Here is a 19,840-nt window from a genome sequence, read left to right as displayed (position 1 = left end):
TATGTTTTTTATAATCCAATTCAGGTTGCAAATTAATTTTACAAACTATGAAGAACTATGTTAATTTGATGTTTAAGTGTTTGTTGGTATTTTTTTCTTTTTCAATAGTGGCGAATGCTCAAAAAACTGCCGAAATTTCAATAAAAAACAATTTGAATTTTGATCGTAACGAGGTAGTTTCTATTTCAGGAAAGCAACTTTCGAATTTGCTAAAAGGAAAAAAAGAAAAGGAACTCCGAATCAAAAATGGAGGAACATCTGAATATGTTGTTTTGCAATGGATTGATTACAATCAGGACGGAATTCAGGATGAATTGTTGTTTCAGGCTGAGGTTTCTGCTAATGCAAAAGTAAATTATCAGGTGGTATTTGATGGCACCATTCCGTTGACCGAAAGTACAATTACAACCTATTCTCGTTTTGTTCCTGAGCGAACGGATGATTATGCCTGGGAAAACGATAAAGTAGCTTTTAGAACTTATGGGCCAGATGCTCAAAAAAGAGTAGAACAAAAACGTCCCGATGGAACACTGAGTAGCGGAATCGATCTTTGGTTTAAAAGAACTGATAAATCCATTATTAATAAATGGTATGCTGAGAATGTGAAAAAACCTGGTTATTACCATATCGATCACGGTGAGGGTTATGATCCCTATCATGTGGGTGCGAGTCGTGGAACTGGAGGAACGGGAATTTGGGAAGATAATAAATTGGTAGTTTCTAAAAACTTTGTGAGTTATAAAACCATTGCCGTTGGACCTTTGCGTACAGTTTTCGAATTGACTTATGCGCCTTGGAGTTCGTATCAGGTGAAGGAAACCAAAAGAATTTCGTTGGATTTAGGTTCGAATTTTTCTAAGTTCGAAATTTCGATTGATGCTAATAAATCGCTTCTAAATTTCGCCATAGGAATTTCTTTGCATGACAACAAAGGCGAAGTGAAAATCAATAAAAAAGAAGGTTGGTTTCGTCATGCTGAAACAATTGATGGCGTTTTCTTAGGCGAAGGAATTGTAATCAATTCAAAGTTGGTTAGAGATGCTTTTGCTAATGTTTCTAAAGAAAAAGACCAAAGCAATTTGCTTGTCATTGGGAAATCAAAAAATAATAAATTAACCTATTATGCTGGTTTTGCCTGGCAAAAAAGCGGACAAGTTATTCACGAAGCCGATTGGGATACTTTATTACAAAAACAAGCTAAATTGTTAGCTAAGCCGCTTAGAATAACTATTAAAAGGAATTAAATAAATCTTTTTTTGTAGTTTCGCTACAAACATACAACAACACTAGAATGGATATAATTACAGGACTTAAAGACAAAGTAGTAGTAATCACTGGAGGTGCAGGAGTGCTAGGTGCCGGATTTACCCGAGCATTAGCAAATCAAGGGGCTAAAGTGGCTATATTAGGAAGAGACTTAGTAAAAGCACAAAAATTAGCAGAAGAAATTAACACTGCTGGCGGAAAAGCCTTAGGGATTTCTGCCGACGTTTGTGATGAAGCGAGCTTAAGAAAAGCACATCAGGAAATTAATGAGCAATTAGGATTAGTTGATATTCTGATTAATGGAGCGGGAGGAAATCACCCAAAAGGAACCAGTGCTGATGTTTCTTTCGATAGAGAAAATAAAACGGAAGGATTGCAAACTTTCTTTGGTTTAGATACTGAAGGTTTACGTTTTGTATTCGATTTGAATTTTATTGGTACTTTATTGCCAACTCAGGTTTTTGCTACTGATATGATAGGAAGAGAAGGCTGTAGTATTTTGAACATTTCTTCAGTAAGTGCTTTTCATCCTTTGACAAAAGTGGTGGCTTACAGCGCGGCTAAAGCGGCTATCAGTAATTTAACAGAATGGTTGTCGGTTTATTTTGCTAAAGAAGGAATTCGAGTAAATGCACTTTCGCCAGGTTTCTTTTTGACAGAACAAAATAGAACTTTATTGACTAATGAAGACGGAAGTTTGACTGAAAGAGGAAATAAAATTCTTTCGCAAACGCCAATGGGACGATTTGGTCAACCAAATGATTTAGATAGTACGCTACTTTGGCTTTGTAATCCAGATTCTCGTTTTGTAACAGGAATTGTTGTTGCTGTAGATGGAGGATTTTTAGCGTATTCAGGAGTTTAACACACACACACACACACACATATAATCAAAATACAATGGGAATAGAGCAAACTTGGAGATGGTACGGACCAAAAGATACTGTGCCGCTTTCTCATATTAAAATGGCAGGAGCTACAGGAATTGTAACGGCTTTGCACCATATTCCAAATGGAACAGTTTGGACAGTAGAAGAAATTCAAAAAAGAAAAGACGAAATCGAAGCGGCTGGATTAACATGGTCAGTTGTCGAAAGTATTCCGGTTCATGAGAATATTAAAACCAGAAAAGGCGATTATAAAAAATACATTGAAAATTACTGTCAAAGTATTCTCAATCTAGGCGAATGCGGAATTGATACAGTTTGTTATAATTTCATGCCGGTTTTAGACTGGACAAGAACAGATTTGGCTTTCGAAGTAGAAGATGGTTCTAAAGCCTTGCGTTTTGACCGAATGGAATTTGCTGCTTTCGAGTTGTTTTTGCTAAAAAGAAAAGGAGCTGAAAATGATTATACGGCTGAAGAAATAGCTAAAGCAACTCGCGTTTTTGAAGCGATGACAGAAGATCAAAAAAAGCTATTAGTTAAAAATATTATTGCAGGATTACCAGGTGCCGAAGAAGGATATACTGTGGAACAATTGCAGGTAGCCTTAGATGATTATGCTGAAATTGGCGATGCCGAATTGAGAAATAATTTATACGAATTTTTGAAAGAAATTATTCCAGCGGCTGAAAAAGCAGGAATTGTAATGGCCATTCATCCTGATGATCCGCCTTATGCTATTTTAGGTTTACCAAGAGTAGTAAGTACAGAGGCTGATGCAAAACAACTGATTGAAGTGGTTGATAGCAAAAGCAATGGCTTGTGTTTTTGTACCGGTTCTTATGGCGTAAGAGAAGACAATGACTTGGTAGGAATGGTAGAAAGATTGGGTCACCGTATTAACTTTATCCACCTAAGAGCAACGAAGCGTGATGCCGAAGGGAATTTCTACGAAGCCGACCATTTGGATGGCGATGTAGATATGTACGGTGTGATGAAAGCCATTGTGGAAGAACAAGACAAGAGAATCGCAAACGGTCGCCCGGATTATAGATTACCAATGCGTCCGGATCACGGTCACCAAATGCTGGACGATTTAGATAAGAAAATGAATCCGGGTTATTCTGCTATTGGTCGATTAAGAGGTCTTGCCGAGCTAAGAGGTTTGGAAAGAGGCATTAGAGGAAATAAATAATATAAAGAGGAGCAATTTTTTTGCTCCTTTTTTGTTAATAATTGTGTTATATAGTGTGTTTTCAATAGCGTCTGGCTTTAGCCAGATGAATAAAATGTGTAGATAATAAGGCTTTAGCCAAAATTTAATATTTGGCTAAAGCCAATTTGGAATCTTGATTATTGAAAGGGCTAAAGCCCATCCCTATTGATGTTCTACATAAAGTAAATAATCAAATTCGGCTTTTAAAAATTATTACAACAACGAATTATTTACCTTTGTACGTATTTCGTTTCTATTTAAAAAAACAACAAACAAATGAATCTACTTCAAAACCAGTTTAGAGAAAAAATATTTTTTAGTGTTTTGTTACTGTTGTCTTTTTTTGGTGTTTTTGCACAAGAAGAAATAGAAACCAAACCAGAACTACAAGAAATAAAAGTGGATTCTTTGTATCGTGAAGATCAGTTTTATTTAGGGTTTACCTACAATACTTTGCAGCAAAAACCAGTGGGTTTATCACAACAAAAAATTTCAATAGGAACTTCAGTAGGTTTTATGAGAGACATGCCTATTAATAAAAATAGAACCAAAGCTTTTGCTACTGGTTTGGGTGTGAGTTACAATAATTACAATGAAAATCTTGGAATTAGCGGAACAGCTCAAGATGCTGTCTATACTATTTTAGATACGCAAACTTTTGATAAAAACAAATTCACTCAATTGTTAATTGATGTGCCTCTTGAATTTAGATGGAGAACTTCAACCTTTGAAAGTTATAAATTTTGGAGAATTTACGGCGGAATGAAGTTTAGTTATTTGGCTTATAGCAAATCAGTTCTTGAGGATAACCAAGGAAGAACAGTGATAACTAACAATAAAGATTTCAATAAATTCCTATACGGATTGTATTTGTCGGCGGGTTACAATACCTTAAATGTGTATGCGTATTATGGTTTGAATCCTATTTTTAAATCGGCTCAAATTGATGGTGAGAAAATCAAAATGAATTCCTTAAATGTGGGTGTAATTTTCTATATTTTATAACCATAAATACAGAAAAAGAATCTGCGGAAGACTACCTAAAAATACGCCAATAATCAACTCTTTAGGTGTGTGTGCTTTCATAACTAATCGAGAAGAAGCTACAAAACCATTCATCAGAACCAAGAAAACAATCCATAGCGTATTTTGGGTATGATTATGCAAACTCAACCCAAAAACAAATAGGGTTAAAGCACTGATGCCTATCATGTGTAAACTTGCTTTTTTGCGCACAAACAAAAGGATTAACGCAATCAGTGTACTAAACAAAGCGCCCAATAGAAAAAAATGAAGTTCAGGATAACGTTCAATCGTAATGCTCTTTCGAACTAACAGAATAAGTAAAAAACATTGAATAACTAAGGGTATTTTTCGTTCGGATAATTCGTGTGCCATTACCGAACTAATTTTTCCAGTTAGTCTAAGCAGAAAAAAGAATAGTACCGGAATAAGAAATGTAATGATGCTAACCTGCAATAAAACCAAGTATTTCTCTTTGTTTAAAGTATAAGATTGGTTTAAAAAAAGATAGAAAAGCGTGGCGTATATCGGGATGAATACCGGATGAAAAACATAAGAGAAAAGGGAAAATATTCTTTTTGGCATTGTAAAATAGCTTAGTCTCACAAATATAATGATTCTTGTAAAAAGACATAGTTTATTGTAGTTAGATTTTTTCTGAGTCCTTTTTTTAACGCAAACTGTATGGTTTCAATTTCAAAAAGAAGTCTTACTTTTGATGGTGTATAGTTTTAAGTCTATTTCAAATCCATGAGTATAACAATTAAAAATAGTAATTCAATCCTAGATGCAAAATGGTTTGGAAACCAGCCCGAAGCTACAATAGAGACTGTTTCCATCGATAGCAGATCGTTACAAAATAGTGAGCAAACGCTGTTTTTTGCTCTGGTTGGACCCAATAATGATGCGCATCATTACATCAAAGATTTGATTGCAACTGGAGTGCAGAATTTTGTAGTGACACGTATTCCGGAGGATTGCGAGAATCAGGCTAATTTTTTAGTTGTTGAAAATACCTTGGTCGCATTGCAACAATTTGCAGCCTATTACCGCAGTCTTTTTCATTTTCCTATTATCGGTTTAACCGGAAGCAACGGGAAAACCATCGTCAAAGAATGGCTTAATTTCCTTTTAAGTCCCGATTATAATGTGATTCGAAGTCCTAAAAGTTACAATTCGCAAGTGGGTGTGCCGTTGTCAGTAATTGCCATTAATGAAAAACACAATTTGGGCATTTTTGAAGCGGGAATTTCTACCGTTGCTGAGATGGATAAATTGGAAAAAATCATAAAACCGACTCTTGGTGTTTTGACCAATATTGGTTCTTCTCATGACGAAGGCTTTGCTGATTTAGAACAAAAAATTCAACAAAAAATGCTGTTGTTTCAGGATGCTGAAGTGTTGATTTATCAAAAAAGCAGTCAGGTTGAAAATTATATTTCAGCTAAAACAAAAGCTTTTTCGTGGAGTTTTAAAGACGAAAATGCCGATGTTTTTGTTTCGAAAAAAGAAATTACAAATCAGGAAACGACTTTGTTTTACCAATACAAAGGAAATTCGTATCAGCTAAAAATTCCATTTATAGACAAGGCTTCTGTCGAAAATGCCATCAGTTCTTTAATGGTACTATTGCATTTAGACTATGAAACCAGCGTAATTCAATCCCGAATGGAAATGCTTTTTCCTGTCGAAATGCGTTTAGAAGTAAAAAACGGAATCAACAATTGCAGTATAATTGATGACAGTTACAGTTCGGATTTTCAGTCTTTGAAGATTGCTTTGGATGTTTTGGAAAGTCAGAATCAATTTGAAAAGAAAACTGTAATTCTTTCGGATATTTTTCAAAGTGGTTTTCCTAACGAACAATTGTATGCTAAAGTGGCGCAGTTGATTGTTTCTAACAAAATCAATCGGGTTATCGGAATTGGAGAAACCATTTCGGAGTTTAAAGATCAGTTTTCGAATTGTATTACCTTTAAAACGACAGCCGATTTTATTTCGAATTTTGAAAAGTTGGATTTCTCCAATGAAAGTATTCTGATCAAAGGAGCGCGTTCATTTCAGTTTGAGGAAATCGTTGCTTTACTCGAAGAGAAAACACACGAAACGGTTCTGGAAATTAATCTGAATGCGATAAGTTACAATCTGAATTTCTTTAAATCGAAGTTGAAACCCAAGGTAAAAATCATGGTGATGGTGAAGGCTTTTGGTTATGGAAATGGCGGACTCGAAATAGCCAAATTACTAGAACATCACAAAGTTGATTATTTAGGTGTGGCTTTCGCCGATGAGGGAATTTCGTTAAAAAATGGCGGAATCAAATTGCCTATTATGGTTTTGAATCCAGAAAACACTAGTTTTTCGGCGATTATTCAATATGGTTTAGAGCCAGAGATTTACAGTATAAAAGGATTGCATGCTTTCCTTAAAATTGCAAAACAAAAAAATCTAAGTCATTTTCCTATTCATATTAAACTCGATACGGGAATGCACCGTTTGGGTTTTGAAGAAAATACAGTGGACGAATTAATTGCAACTTTAAAAGGAAATTCGACCGTAAAAATTCAGAGTATTTTATCACACATGGCTACTAGCGATGATCCAAAACATTATGATTTTGCACTTTCTCAAATTCAGTTGTTCGACAGATTATCTTCTAAAATCATAAACGAATTAGAAATCAATCCGATTCGTCATATTTTAAATACTTCGGGAATTAGTAATTTTCCAGACACACAATTTGATATGGTTCGATTAGGAATTGGACTTTACGGTGTTTCTAATGATGAAAACGAGCAAAAATATTTGGAAAATGTAGGCACATTAAAATCCATTATTTCACAAATCAGAACTATTCCAGCTGGAGACAGCGTGGGTTATGGTCGAAGATTTATGGCTGAAAAATCCACAAAAGTAGCTACAATTCCTATTGGTTATGCCGACGGAATTGCGAGAGCCTGGGGAAATGGAGTTGGTTTTGTATTGATTAATGAGCAAAAAGCAAGTATTTTAGGAAGCGTTTGCATGGATATGTTGATGGTTGATGTAAGTGAAATTGATTGTTTGGAAGGTGATGATGTGATTGTATTTGGCGAAAGCCCAACCGTATCTTATATGGCAAAAAAATTAAATACAATTCCGTATGAGGTGCTAACAAGTATTTCTCAGCGGGTAAAACGTGTCTTTTATCGATAATTTTCTAATTTTAGAAGAAGTATTATATTTTTATTTATTTTTAATGCTATAATTAACCAAATAAAATAAATAAGTATGGGATTTTTTAGCGATTTCAAAGCCTCTCTAATGAAAGGAGACGTGTTAAGTTTAGCAACTGCCGTTGTTATAGGTGGCGCTTTTGGTAAAATTGTTGGTTCTGCTGTTGATGATGTTATTATGCCAATTGTTGGGCTATTAACTGGCGGAATTGATTTTACACAAAAATTTATTACACTGGATGGTAATAGTTATCCAGATTTGACTGCAGCAAAAGCTGCTGGGGCTGCGGTGATTACTTATGGTAATTTAGTACAAGCCATCATTAATTTCGTAATTATTTCGTTTTTCATCTTTGTGGTTTTACGAGCTGCTGAGAAAGCTAGAAAAAAAGAAGAGGTTGTTGCTGCTCCTGCTGCTCCAGCTGGACCTACTCAGGAAGAATTGCTTACCCAAATTAGAGACTTGTTAAAAAAGTAATACCGCTCACTATATGTTCAATTTATCCTGAATTTATTTCAGGACTAAACCATGCGTCTCGGCGCATGGTTTTTCTTTTTGTTATATTTATAACTTTTTGTTACTTTTTGTGAACGTGCTTGTTTACGTTTGATTATTAATTACTTTTGCAGTTCAAAATTTGAATTTAATAAAAAATATATACTATGAAAATAGCAGTTGTAGGTGCAACCGGAATGGTAGGAGAAGTAATGTTACAGGTATTGGCAGAAAGAAACTTTGTTACTGCTAATGACGAATTAATTCTTGTAGCATCTGAAAGATCAGTAGGAAAAGAAATGGAATTTCAAGGTAAAACGTACAAAGTGGTAGGATTAGCTACAGCCGTAGATATGAAACCAGAAATTGCGTTGTTTTCAGCAGGTGGAGATACTTCATTAGAATGGGCACCAAAATTTGCTGCAGCTGGAACCACTGTAATTGATAACTCTTCGGCTTGGAGAATGGATCCTACTAAAAAATTAGTAGTTCCTGAAATCAATGCTAGCGAATTGACAAAAGAAGACAAAATTATTGCTAATCCTAACTGTTCTACTATCCAAATGGTTTTGGCTTTAGCGCCTTTGCACAAAAAATACAATGTAAAAAGAGTTATCGTTTCTACTTACCAATCGATCACTGGAACTGGTGTAAAAGCGGTAAAACAATTAGAAAACGAATATACAGGAATTGATGGTGAGATGGCTTACAAATACCAAATTCACCGCAACGCCATTCCTCAATGTGATGTTTTTGAAGATAACGGATACACTAAAGAAGAAATGAAATTAGTTCGCGAAACTAAAAAAATCTTAAGTGATAATACTATTGCTGTTACAGCAACTGCTGTTCGTGTGCCTATCGTAGGTGGACACTCTGAGGCAATCAATGTAGAATTCTCAAATGATTTTGATATCAATGAAGTAAGAAGCATCCTTGAAAGCACTGACGGAGTAATTGTTCAGGATAACTTGAAAGAGTTTGAATATCCAATGCCTCTTTTTGCTCAAGGTAAAAATGAAGTATTTGTTGGTCGTTTAAGAAGAGACGAATCTCAACCAAATACTTTAAACATGTGGGTTGTTGCGGATAACTTAAGAAAAGGAGCTGCTACAAACACTATTCAAATTGCTGAATATTTGGTGGCTAATCAATTGGTTTAATTCCAATAAATTTGTAAAAAGGAAGCTTCTCGATTTTTTCGAGAAGCTTTTTTTATTTCTAGAATTTGGCAGCGGTGACAATTACCCCGAATTCGGGGCAATTGAGTTTTAAGGCCACGCGAAAGGATTCGTGAGGCAGTGGAAGTTAGATTTCCACAGTTTTGTCATTCCGACGAAGGAAGGAATCTCATCCAGTAGCTCAGCTAAATATTGAGTTTTTTTACTCTCTGTTGTGGGCACAGAATACAATTCTGCGCTAACGTTTGTATAAATCATAGTAATCAGGAAAGCTTCTCAATTGAGGAGTTATTGTTCGGGATAATTAATAAATGATTCTACTTGAGCATGTAAATCATATATATCTTTAATAAATTTTGAAGCTGTTGAGTTTCGTTTACCATATAAAGATTTAGCCAATGAAGCCATATTTTTTTCAGTAGAACTTCTAAATCCCGAATAAAATAAATTCTTTTCAATTCTTTTTTTCAATGGTAAAAGATTTTCAGGAACTGGAGCTAACAACATGCTTACAATTTCAAGCTCACATTCTCTTAACCTTTCTTTAGCTGTACCTTTCCCGATACACAGTTTGTAGATAACAGTTGAGCTTTTACTAATAAAATAAATATATCTTGAAGTCATTGTTTTAACACTTGTTACTAACTTGTATATAAGTCATATAAAATCAGACTTTAATTTATTTCAAATATATTAAAATATTCCTACAAATTATTTGAATAAAATTAAAGTATTTTTTAAGTCAATCTGCCTTATTAGGATTTCTTAATTCCACCGCTTAACTTTGCAACCAATGAAAAGAAAACAGCTCCTTTTTAGTTTTACTTTGGCAGCGGCGGTATTGTTCTCGATACTGTTCCAGTCTTTTCATGGTTATGAGCATTTAGAAAAACAGCTTTCGCATAAATTCTGTGTTCACGACCATAAGCAGAATAAAGTAGAGATTAACCATGAGCACAAAATTGTTGAACATTGTGTGATTTGCCAATTTGAATTTGGTAGCAGTCTTTATCCAAAATTTATAACTTACCATTTCTTTTCTGATTTTAGGGTAATTCCTTTTTTTAATAAAGATCAAAAAGAGATTGTTTCTTTCTCGGGGAGTTTGTATACGCACCGAGGTCCTCCTTCTTTTGTGTAAAACACAATTTTAATTAAACAGGCTTCGACTAAATAAAAGTATAGCCCACGATTGTACTGATGCAACGGATAAATACAGATTTTTATCTGTGTAAAATCTTTTTTGGATATCAGTGCTAATCTGTTAAATCCGTTTTAACTGCCTGTTGGCTAATAACCTGCGGGAATTTATCTTTTGTCTTTATTTATAAAATACAACAATCCTCTTCAATGAAAAAATATATAATTGCCCTATTCTTGGGGTTTTCGGCTATGCTACAGGCTCAAAATGCAGTTTCAGGAACAGTAACTGATGTTTCCAATCAACCTATAATTGGTGCTTCGGTTTATATTCCCGAATTGCATAAAGGAACAACTACCGATGCTGATGGGAAATTTGCTTTTAAAAATTTACCCAACGGAAGTTTTAGAATTGCTTTTTCGTATGTGGGTTATAAGACCATAAATCAATGGATAGAAAAACTGATTAAAAACACCGTTGTAAATATCAGTATGGAAACAGCTGTCCTTGAGATAGACGAGGTGATTGTTTCTACTCCTTTTAACAAAATGCAATCACAAAACGTGATGAAAGTGGAACATGAAAGCATTGAAAGTTTACAACAAAAAGGGACTTCGACTTTAATAGAAGGACTGGCAACTATTCCCGGAGTTTCTCAGATTTCTACAGGAACTTCAATAGGTAAACCTGTGATTCGTGGTTTGAGTGGAAACCGAGTTTTAGTATATTCACAGGGTGTTCGTATCGAAAACCAGCAGTTTGGAGCAGAACATGGTTTGGGATTAAATGATGCAGGAGTTGAAAGTGTTGAGGTTATCAAAGGACCCGCTTCCTTATTGTATGGCTCGGATGCAATGGGAGGAGTTTTGTATTTTAATCCTGAAAAATTTGCCGACGCTCATACTTTTAAGGCTAATTTTAATCAAAAATATTTCAGTAATACGCTGGGAAGTAATGCTTCTATGGGAGTGAAAACATCAACGGATAATTGGAAGTTTTTAGCCAGAGGAACTTACAATACGCATTCGGATTATAAAATTGGACAAGGAGATCGAGTAACCAATAGCCGTTACAATGAAACCGATTTTAAAACCGGAATTGGATATAACAATAGTAAATTTTCTTCGGTTGTTCGATATAATTTTAATAAACTGGATTTAGGTATTCCCGAAGAAGGTATTGCTGAGCAAACTTACAGTAAAGATCCGGAATCTCCTCGTCAGGAAGTTGATAATCATTTGTTGAGTTTGAATAGTGTGATTTATTTTGGTCATTCAAAATTAGATGTTGATTTAGGATATATTTCTAATAATCGCATGGAATTTGAAGATGGCAATGAGGCTTCTTTGGATATTCTATTGAATACATACAATTATAATACTAAATACCATTTGCCTAAAATGGGGCAGTTTGAGGCAGTTTTAGGAGTTCAGGGAATGCACCAAACCAATAAAAATTGGGGTGAAGAATTTTTGATTCCGGATGCTACTACAAATGATTTTGGTGTTTTTGGAACGGCTAATTACGAATGGGGAACAAGTGTTTTGCAAGCAGGATTGCGTTTTGATAATCGTAATCTGAATTCTTTGGCACGTGAAGCCGAAGAGGAGGAACACCATGACGAAACTGAGGAAGAGCATGATGAACACGAACATCATGGAGCCGATATTGATGCGTTGAGCCGATCTTTCAATAGCATTAATGCCTCATTAGGATACAAAACAAATCTTTCAGAAACCTTGGTGCTACGCATGAATGTAGCTTCGGGTTTTAGAGCACCTAATTTGGCTGAGTTGACTTCTAATGGAGTGCACCATGGAACCAACCGTTACGAGATAGGAAATGCTAATTTGAAAATGGAACAAAATGTGCAAACTGATATTAATTTAGAATACGGAAATACGCATTTTGAGTTTTTCGTAAACGGATTTTACAATCACATCAACAATTATATTTATACTTCACCAACAGGAGAACAGCTAGATGATAATGATGTTTTCGAATACATTCAGAACAATGCCAAATTGTATGGAGGCGAAGTAGGATTGCATTTTCACCCGCATCCGTTGGATTGGTTGCATTACGAAACCAGTTTTGAAACCGTTACAGGGAAAAAGCAAAACGGTGATTATTTGCCATTAATTCCGGCCAATAATTGGAACAATACCATTAGAACCGAATTCAAAATTAAAAACTGGTTCGAAGAAGGATTTGCCAGTTTGAATGTTAATACTACTTTCAATCAGAATAATGTGAGTGGTTTTGAAACCAGTTCAAATGGTTATACTTTGGTGAATTTAGGTTTTGGAGGAAAAGTAAAATGGGGTAAAACCACATTTAATGTCAATTTGAATGGCAATAATGTATTCGATAAAAAATACATTGCCCACCTTTCCAGATTAAAAACCGATGGAATTCCTAATATTGGACGAAATATTGTTCTTGGATTGAATTTTAATTTATAAAACTACTTTTTAACCACAAAGAGCACAAAGCTTTGTGTACTTCGCGCTTCCATTGTGAGCTTTGTGGTTAAAAATAAGTCAGCTTAAACCATTATGATGTTAAGAATCATTAAGTGTAGCGCTTAATTCCCTTAACTTTCTTAATGGTCTTTTATTTTTAATTTACTTGTATCAGCGGTAATTTTTATCCTTATTTTTGTAAAAATCAATAGTTAAAATACTATGCGAAAAATAATTATTACAACTACAATTATCAGTTCCATAATGACATCATTTGCTCAAAATTCAAAACCCATTCAATATCCAGAAACCAGAAAAGATGCCACGGTGGATGAGTATTTTGGAACCAAAGTAAATGATCCGTACCGTTGGTTGGAAGACGATCGTTCGGCTGAAACAGCTGCTTGGGTAACGGCTCAAAATAAAGTAACCAATGCCTATCTGGATCAGATTCCTTTTCGAAATCAACTCAAAGAAAGACTGGAGAAATTGTGGAATTACGAGAAAATAGGAGCGCCATTCATCGAAGGGAATTTTACCTATTATTTCAAAAACAATGGACTCCAAAATCAATCGGTTTTGTATCGAAAAGATGCCGCAGGCAAAGAAACTGTTTTTCTGGACCCGAATACTTTTTCTAAGGACGGAACCACTTCTTTGGGCGAATTGGCTTTTTCTAAATCGGGTTCGAAATTAGCTTATTCTATTTCCGAAGGCGGTAGCGATTGGCGAAAAGTCATCATTATGGATGCTTTGACGATGCAAGTACTCGAAGATACTTTGGTTGATGTAAAATTCAGCGGATTGTCCTGGAAAGGCAATGAAGGCTTTTATTATTCGAGTTACGAAAAACCAAAAGGCAGCGAATTATCGGCTAAAACCGACCAGCATAAATTGTATTTTCATAAACTTGGAACAAAGCAAAAAGAAGATAAAATCATCTTTGGCGAAGACCAAAAACGTCGCTATGTTGGCGGAAGTGTGACCGAGGATGATCGCTATTTGGTGATTACTGCGGCAACTTCTACCTATGGAAATGAGTTGTATATTCAGGATTTGTCAACGCCCGAAAATCCTATTGTGACTATTGTTTCCGATTTTAATAGCGACAATACCGTCATTGATAATGAAGGAACGAAGTTGTTGATTGTAACCGACAGAAATGCGCCCAACAAACGAATTGTAACCGTAGATATCTCTAATCCAAAACCAGAAAACTGGAAAGATTTAATTGCCGAAACCACTCAGGTGTTAGAACCAGCCACTTGCAGCGGTTATATTTTTGCGCATTACATGAAAGATGCGGTTTCGGTGATCAAGCAATACGATTATTCAGGAAAATTTTTGCGCGAAATTCAGCTTCCGGGATTAGGAACAGCTAGCGGATTTAGCGGCAAGAAAAAAGATAAACAGGCGTATTTTACCTTTACCAATTACATTACAGCGGGAACAATTTTTGCAGTAGAGCCGCATTCTGGAAAATCAACAGTATATCAAAAATCGAAAGCCGAATTTAAAACAGAAGACTACGAATCCAAACAAGTATTTTACACTTCGAAAGACGGAACCCGAATTCCGATGCTCATTACTCATAAAAAAGGATTAAAACTAGACGGAAAAAATCCAACCATTTTATACGGTTACGGCGGATTCAATATTTCTTTGACGCCTGGTTTTAGTATTTCTAATGCGGTTTGGATGGAAAATGGTGGTGTATTTGCCGTGCCTAACATTCGTGGCGGTGGCGAATACGGAAAAGAATGGCACGATGCAGGAACCAAGTTGCAAAAACAAAACGTTTTTGACGATTTCATTGCCGCAGCCGAATATCTGATTGCCGAAAAGTATACGTCGTCTCATTTCCTGGCCATCCGCGGAGGTTCAAATGGTGGTTTACTGGTAGGAGCTGTAATGACGCAGCGCCCTGATTTGGCTAAGGTGGCTTTGCCCGCTGTTGGCGTTTTGGATATGTTGCGTTACCATACTTTTACCGCAGGAGCGGGTTGGGCTTACGACTATGGAACCGCTCAGGATAGCGCAGCAATGTTTGAATACCTGAAAGGTTATTCGCCATTGCATACTATTAAAAACGGGTTGCAATATCCCGCAACAATGGTTGCCACGGGCGATCATGACGATAGAGTAGTGCCAGCACACAGTTTTAAATTTGCAGCCGAATTGCAATTCAAACAATCCGGAAACAATCCTGTATTAATTAGAATCGATGTCAAAGCGGGTCACGGAGCCGGAAAATCAGTTGCAGCAACCATACAGGAAAATGTCGATATTCAGGCTTTTACGTTGTTCAACATGGGAATTACCCAATTACCCAAATAATTTTCAGGAGCAGAACAATGCCGTTTTTACGAACGTTCTGTCCCGCTTTCCGTTATATCTCTAGTGTCTCCCGAAGTTTCGGGACTAACACTAGAGGATGCCACTACAATCGGGGCTATTTATAACGTATCTTTTTTTATAATAACTTTTCAAACCGTCAATCGAGAGATTGCTTTCAGCCAGTTCGGCTAAAGCCTCAAGTGACGGTTTCTTTATTTCATCACAATCTACCTCCGCAAACTTGTCATCCTGACGAAGGAAGGATCTCCACAAGTTGAGTCACGTACTGTATGTTTAAAACGTTGTAGAATTATTAATGTAGTTCCTTCCTTCGTCAGGATGACAATACTGGGGTTATTTTGTGTGAAGATAGGATGAAGTTTGTATTCTCAGTTCGAGACGTTCAAGTCTTCCTTCGTTGGAAGGATAAACTGGGTTTTCATGGTTTGTGTAAAAAGGATTTTTGTGAAGTTTTAATTCTCGATCTACTTCCGCAAACTTGTCATCCTGACGAAGGAAGGATCTCCACAAGCTGTATCACGTATTGTAAGTTGTTACTTTGTAGAAATACTAACGAAGTTCCTTCCTACGTCAGGATGACAATATTGGGGTTACTTTGTGTAAAAATAGGATGAAGTTGGTATTCTCAGTTCGAGACGCTCAAGTCTTCCTTCGTTGGAAGGATAAACTAGGTTTTCATGGTTTGTGTAAAAAGGATTTTTGTGAAGTTTTAATTCTCGATCTACTTCCGCAAACTTGTCATCCTGACGAAGGAAGGATCTCCACAAGTTGAGTCACGTACTGTATGTTTAAAACTTTGTAGAAACACTAACGGAGATTGCTTCGCCTGTTCGCTATCGCTCGAGTCCTCCTTCCTCGGGATGACAATACTGGGATTACTTTGTGTGAAGATAGGATGAAGTTTGTATTCTCAGTTCGAGACGTTCAAGTCTTCCTTCGTTGGAAGGATAAACTGGGTTTTCATGGTTTGTGTAAAAAAGGAGTTTTTTTAAGGTTTTGTATTCTCAATCTACTTCCGCAAACTTGTCATCCTGACGAAGGAAGGATCTCCACAAGTAGCGTCACTTGCTGGGTGTTTAAAACTTTGTTGAAACCACTAACGGAGATCTTTCCTTCGTTAGGATGACAATATTGGGGTTACTTTGTGTAAAAATAGGATGAAGTTTGTATTCTCAGTTCGAGACGTTCAAGTCTTCCTTCGTTGGAAGGATAAACTGGGTTTTAATGGTTTGTGTAAAAAGGAGTTTTGTGAAGTTTTAATTCTCGATCTACTTCCGCAAACTTGTCATCCTGACGAAGGAAGGATCTCCACAAGTTGAGTCATGTACTGTATGTTTAAAACTTTGTAGAAACACTAACGGAGATTGCTTCGCCTGTTCGCTATCGCTCGAGTCCTCCTTCCTCGTGATGACAATACTGGGATTACTTTGTGTGAAGATAGGATGAAGTTTGTATTCTCTGTTCGAGACGCTTGAGTCTTCCTTCGTTGGAAGGATAAACTGGGTTTTCATGGTTTGTGTAAAAAGGATTTTTTTAAGGTTTTGTATTCTCAATCTACTTCCGCAAACTTGTCATCCTGACGAAGGAAGGATCTCCACAAGTAGCGTCACTTGCTGGGTGTTTAAAACTTTGTTGAAACCACTAACGGAGATCCTTCCTTCGTTAGGATGACAATATTGGGGTTACTTTGTGTAAAAATAGGATGAAGTTGGTATTCTCAGTTCGAGACGTTCAAGTCTTCCTTCGTTGGAAGGATAAACTGGGTTTTCATGGTTTGTGTAAAAAGGATTTTTGTGAAGTTTTAATTCTCGATCTACTTCCGCAAACTTGTCATCCTGACGAAGGAAGGATCTCCACAAGTTGAGTCACACTCTGTGTGTCGTTACTTTTTGGAAATACTAACGGAGATCCCCCGTTCCTCGGGATGACAAGACTGGGGAGTTTCTTTGAATAAATTTCTGTTGTTTTCTATTGGAACAAATCATTCAAAAAATTCAAATCGGGATTAATGGTTTTAATTAAATCCAATTTCTTTTCTCTTCGCCAACCTTTGATTTCTTTTTCTCGGGTGATGGCTTCCTGAATCCAAGTGAATTTTTCGTAGTATAGTAAATAATACACTTGATAGCGAGACGCAAAAGTTGGATTGTTATATTCAATGTTGTCTTGATGCTGTTGCAATCGAATTTTTAAATTATTGGTCACTCCAGTGTATAAAACGGTTTTCGCTTTATTGGTAATGATGTAAACATAATAGGTGTGAAATCCTTCTTGAAATTGCATAGCGCTAAAATACAGAATTTAAGAATTGTATTGATATTGTCTTTCAATTTTACTTGGGATTTTTTACGTAAACAATAATCATAATATTTTACTAATTCATTCGCTTTTTACATTATGGTTGGTTAATTTAGGGAAATAATTATAAATAAAGCATACTATGAAAATTCAATTTAATACAGACAAAAACGTAGAAGGTCACGAGAGAGCAGAAGCTTATTTTACTAGCGAATTAGAAACCGCTTTGGCGCGTTTTGAAGAAAAAATTACCCGTATTGAAGTGCATGTTGGGGACGAAAACAGTACTAAATTTGGAACTGACGACAAGCGTTGTTTAATTGAAGTACGTCCTGCAAAATTACAACCTATTGTAGTTACAGAATACGCTGATACCGTGGAAAAAGCATTTAGAGGGGCGCTTGCAAAAATCAAGAAAACACTGGAAACTACATTTGAAAAACAAAAAACATACTAAATACTATTCCGTTTAGGGATAAAATACAAAAGACAGTTACTATAAAAGTAGCTGTCTTTTTTTTATGCTGAAATTTTAAATTATTGCTTGAATAATAAATTAGCCAATAATTCGTCTCTTTTGTAGATATCATTGTAAAAATGAATGGTTCCGTCATTATCTACCCAGGCGGTGAAATAACCAATATACACTGGAATTTTGTTTTTTAGCGTATGCCAAGTTTCTTTACCGCTATTCATGGCTGCTTCAATTTTTTCGGGAGTCCATTTGGGATCATCTTTTAGGATTTCGATGGCTAATTCCTTTGGCTTTGCCACACGAATGCAACCATGACTAAAGGCTCTGGTTTCTCTTTCAAAAAGACTTTTAGAAGGGGTGTCGTGCAGGTAAATATGATTTGAATTGGGGAATAAAAACTTGATTAATCCAAGGGAGTTTTTAGGTCCAGGTTTTTGTCGGATGTTATTGCCGTTCCACTCCATGTTGTGTTGGGCTAAATAATTAGGGTTTTTAGCTATGGCTGGAAGAATTTCGTTTTTCTTAATACTTGTAGGTACATTCCAATACGGACTAAAAACAATGTATTTCATTGGAGCACTAAAAATTACGGTTTTATTTAGAATTTTACCCACTACAACTTTAGAGCGGAATACCACTTCTTGATTTTTAAAATACGACAATTGAAAAGAAGGAATGTTGATGGCAATTAATTCTTTTGATTTTGGAACGTCGCTCGAAACCCATCGGCAGCGTTCCATATTAATCATGATTGTTTTGATGCGTTCGCTGATGGGAACGTTCAAATCCTGAATCAGTTCTTTTGAAATAGTACTGTTAGAAAGATAGCCTCGTCTTAGTTTGTAATTCAAAATTCCTTTGGATAACTCTTTGTCATAAACAGCACTTTTAGAATCGGATTTGATATCATCCGTAAGAAACAAGCGTTCTCTTATTTGCGCAATGGCTGTTGCGCTATCGCCAATTTTATAAGAGTTAAAGGAAGAGTCTATGGTGATAGTATTCCATTTGACTTTCTTCTGGATTTGGCGGTATTTTTGGAGTGCTTTTTTGAGTAAAAAATATTGGCTAATAAGGTTTTTTTCGTCTTTGTTTATTAACGAAGGATTGGCCAAAAGAGAATCCAGATAACTAATATACGATTGCTTTTTTCGGGGAATATACCATTCTATTTCATTTGATTTTTCGGTGTCTAAACCATGATACACATTCATAGCGTAGAAAAAGTACAAAGAAGAATGCAAGAGTTCTATTTCGGTATTTGGTTTTTGATTCCCACTTAAATTAGTATGGATTTTGTCTAATTTGTCTTTATATGGAACATTGATTGCAACGCCTTCGTCTTCTAAATTATTGGTTTTATCGTATAAAAGATTGGCAAATTCGTTAATCCCCTTTTTGTCAAACCATACATAGTGGTATTGGTGTTTTCGATACAATTGTTTTACATCTGACTCGTATTTTTGTAATAAAGGATGCGTTTTAAAAAAAGAATCTACAGCCGTACTGTCAAATGTACTTTGATAGGCTTCAACTACAGCTGTGGGTTTAATAACTTGATCTTTAGCCGATTTATTTTTGCATGACAACGTAAACAAAGCGATAAGGGAAAAGACAAAAAATATTTTTTTCATACAGTAACTCTTTTGGGTTTGTGGGTTGAAATAAAAAGCAATAAGCCAATTTTTATGCTATGAAAATTTACAACTTTTTTTTCATATTTTGGGTATTAAGCTCTTTTTTGTTAAGTTTTCTAAATTCCCAAAAAATATTTTTCTCATAGAAAAGAGTTAAAATCGTCAAAATTGATAATTTTTTG

Annotated in this window: 15 protein-coding genes; 11 read left to right on the top strand and 4 right to left on the bottom strand. The window is 35.6% G+C overall.

Annotation, left to right across the window (positions count from 1 at the left end):
• Positions 1–47: 47 nt before the first annotated feature.
• The 4 genes from AAGV28_RS04000 (at position 48) to AAGV28_RS03985 (ending at position 4,374) form a co-directional block, all read left to right on the top strand.
• Positions 48–1,244, top strand: a complete 1,197-nt coding sequence (locus AAGV28_RS04000; RefSeq protein ID WP_373405529.1) for a DUF4861 family protein — start codon at positions 48–50, stop codon at positions 1,242–1,244.
• 47 nt (positions 1,245–1,291) lie between these two features.
• Positions 1,292–2,131: an SDR family oxidoreductase gene (locus AAGV28_RS03995; protein ID WP_373405528.1), complete on the top strand. Its 840-nt coding sequence runs from the start codon at positions 1,292–1,294 to the stop codon at positions 2,129–2,131.
• Positions 2,132–2,172: 41 nt separating this feature from the next.
• Positions 2,173–3,348 carry a mannonate dehydratase gene (gene uxuA / locus AAGV28_RS03990; protein WP_373405612.1) on the top strand — a complete coding sequence of 392 codons (1,176 nt, stop codon included), beginning with the start codon at positions 2,173–2,175 and terminating at the stop codon, positions 3,346–3,348.
• 297 nt (positions 3,349–3,645) lie between these two features.
• Complete coding sequence (locus AAGV28_RS03985) at positions 3,646–4,374, top strand: porin family protein (RefSeq protein WP_373405527.1); 729 nt, start codon at positions 3,646–3,648, stop codon at positions 4,372–4,374.
• Here AAGV28_RS03985 and AAGV28_RS03980 read toward each other — a convergent pair.
• Positions 4,369–4,977 (bottom strand): hypothetical protein, encoded by a 609-nt coding sequence (locus AAGV28_RS03980; protein ID WP_373405526.1) that lies wholly within the window; start codon positions 4,975–4,977, stop codon positions 4,369–4,371. The two genes, AAGV28_RS03985 and AAGV28_RS03980, sit on opposite strands and share 6 nt — an antisense overlap.
• Before the next feature lie 165 nt (positions 4,978–5,142).
• Here AAGV28_RS03980 and AAGV28_RS03975 point away from each other — a divergent pair, with 165 nt between their 5' ends.
• The 3 genes from AAGV28_RS03975 (at position 5,143) to AAGV28_RS03965 (ending at position 9,266) form a co-directional block, all read left to right on the top strand.
• A complete protein-coding gene (locus AAGV28_RS03975) occupies positions 5,143–7,587 on the top strand; it encodes a bifunctional UDP-N-acetylmuramoyl-tripeptide:D-alanyl-D-alanine ligase/alanine racemase (RefSeq protein ID WP_373405525.1) in 2,445 nt (814 codons plus the stop codon).
• A gap of 75 nt (positions 7,588–7,662) precedes the next feature.
• The gene (mscL, locus tag AAGV28_RS03970) at positions 7,663–8,085 is read left to right on the top strand and encodes a large conductance mechanosensitive channel protein MscL (protein WP_373405524.1); all 423 of its coding nucleotides are present in this window, start codon (positions 7,663–7,665) and stop codon (positions 8,083–8,085) included.
• A 185-nt stretch (positions 8,086–8,270) separates the two neighbouring features.
• Positions 8,271–9,266, top strand: coding sequence for an aspartate-semialdehyde dehydrogenase (locus tag AAGV28_RS03965; protein WP_373405523.1), 996 nt, complete (start codon positions 8,271–8,273; stop codon positions 9,264–9,266).
• A gap of 306 nt (positions 9,267–9,572) precedes the next feature.
• Here the strand turns inward: AAGV28_RS03965 and AAGV28_RS03960 are convergent, their stop codons facing one another.
• A complete protein-coding gene (locus tag AAGV28_RS03960; RefSeq protein ID WP_373405522.1) occupies positions 9,573–9,908 on the bottom strand; it encodes a hypothetical protein in 336 nt (111 codons plus the stop codon).
• A 169-nt stretch (positions 9,909–10,077) separates the two neighbouring features.
• Here AAGV28_RS03960 and AAGV28_RS03955 point away from each other — a divergent pair, with 169 nt between their 5' ends.
• The 3 genes from AAGV28_RS03955 to AAGV28_RS03945 all read left to right on the top strand — a co-directional run bounded on the left by AAGV28_RS03955 (position 10,078) and on the right by AAGV28_RS03945 (position 15,227).
• On the top strand, positions 10,078–10,425 hold the full coding sequence (locus tag AAGV28_RS03955; protein WP_373405521.1) for a hypothetical protein: 348 nt from the start codon (positions 10,078–10,080) through the stop codon (positions 10,423–10,425).
• A 209-nt stretch (positions 10,426–10,634) separates the two neighbouring features.
• Positions 10,635–12,890, top strand: a complete 2,256-nt coding sequence (locus AAGV28_RS03950; RefSeq protein WP_373405520.1) for a TonB-dependent receptor — start codon at positions 10,635–10,637, stop codon at positions 12,888–12,890.
• 222 nt (positions 12,891–13,112) lie between these two features.
• Positions 13,113–15,227 (top strand): prolyl oligopeptidase family serine peptidase, encoded by a 2,115-nt coding sequence (locus AAGV28_RS03945; protein ID WP_373405519.1) that lies wholly within the window; start codon positions 13,113–13,115, stop codon positions 15,225–15,227.
• A gap of 1,989 nt (positions 15,228–17,216) precedes the next feature.
• On the opposite strand, the gene AAGV28_RS03940 is transcribed toward AAGV28_RS03945, so the two are convergent.
• Entirely contained in the window at positions 17,217–17,531 is a 315-nt protein-coding gene (locus tag AAGV28_RS03940) for a GIY-YIG nuclease family protein (protein WP_373405518.1), read from the bottom strand.
• Positions 17,532–17,688: 157 nt separating this feature from the next.
• Here AAGV28_RS03940 and AAGV28_RS03935 point away from each other — a divergent pair, with 157 nt between their 5' ends.
• On the top strand, positions 17,689–18,003 hold the full coding sequence (locus tag AAGV28_RS03935; RefSeq protein WP_373405517.1) for an HPF/RaiA family ribosome-associated protein: 315 nt from the start codon (positions 17,689–17,691) through the stop codon (positions 18,001–18,003).
• 80 nt (positions 18,004–18,083) lie between these two features.
• Here the strand turns inward: AAGV28_RS03935 and AAGV28_RS03930 are convergent, their stop codons facing one another.
• A complete protein-coding gene (locus AAGV28_RS03930) occupies positions 18,084–19,655 on the bottom strand; it encodes a L,D-transpeptidase family protein (RefSeq protein WP_373405516.1) in 1,572 nt (523 codons plus the stop codon).
• Positions 19,656–19,840 lie beyond the last annotated feature (185 nt).

The sequence above is a fragment of the Flavobacterium zubiriense genome (assembly GCF_041729725.1).
GTDB lineage: Bacteria > Bacteroidota > Bacteroidia > Flavobacteriales > Flavobacteriaceae > Flavobacterium > Flavobacterium zubiriense.
Note: the sequence above shows the minus strand (reverse complement) of the source record. Positions and strands in the feature narration are given on the sequence as shown.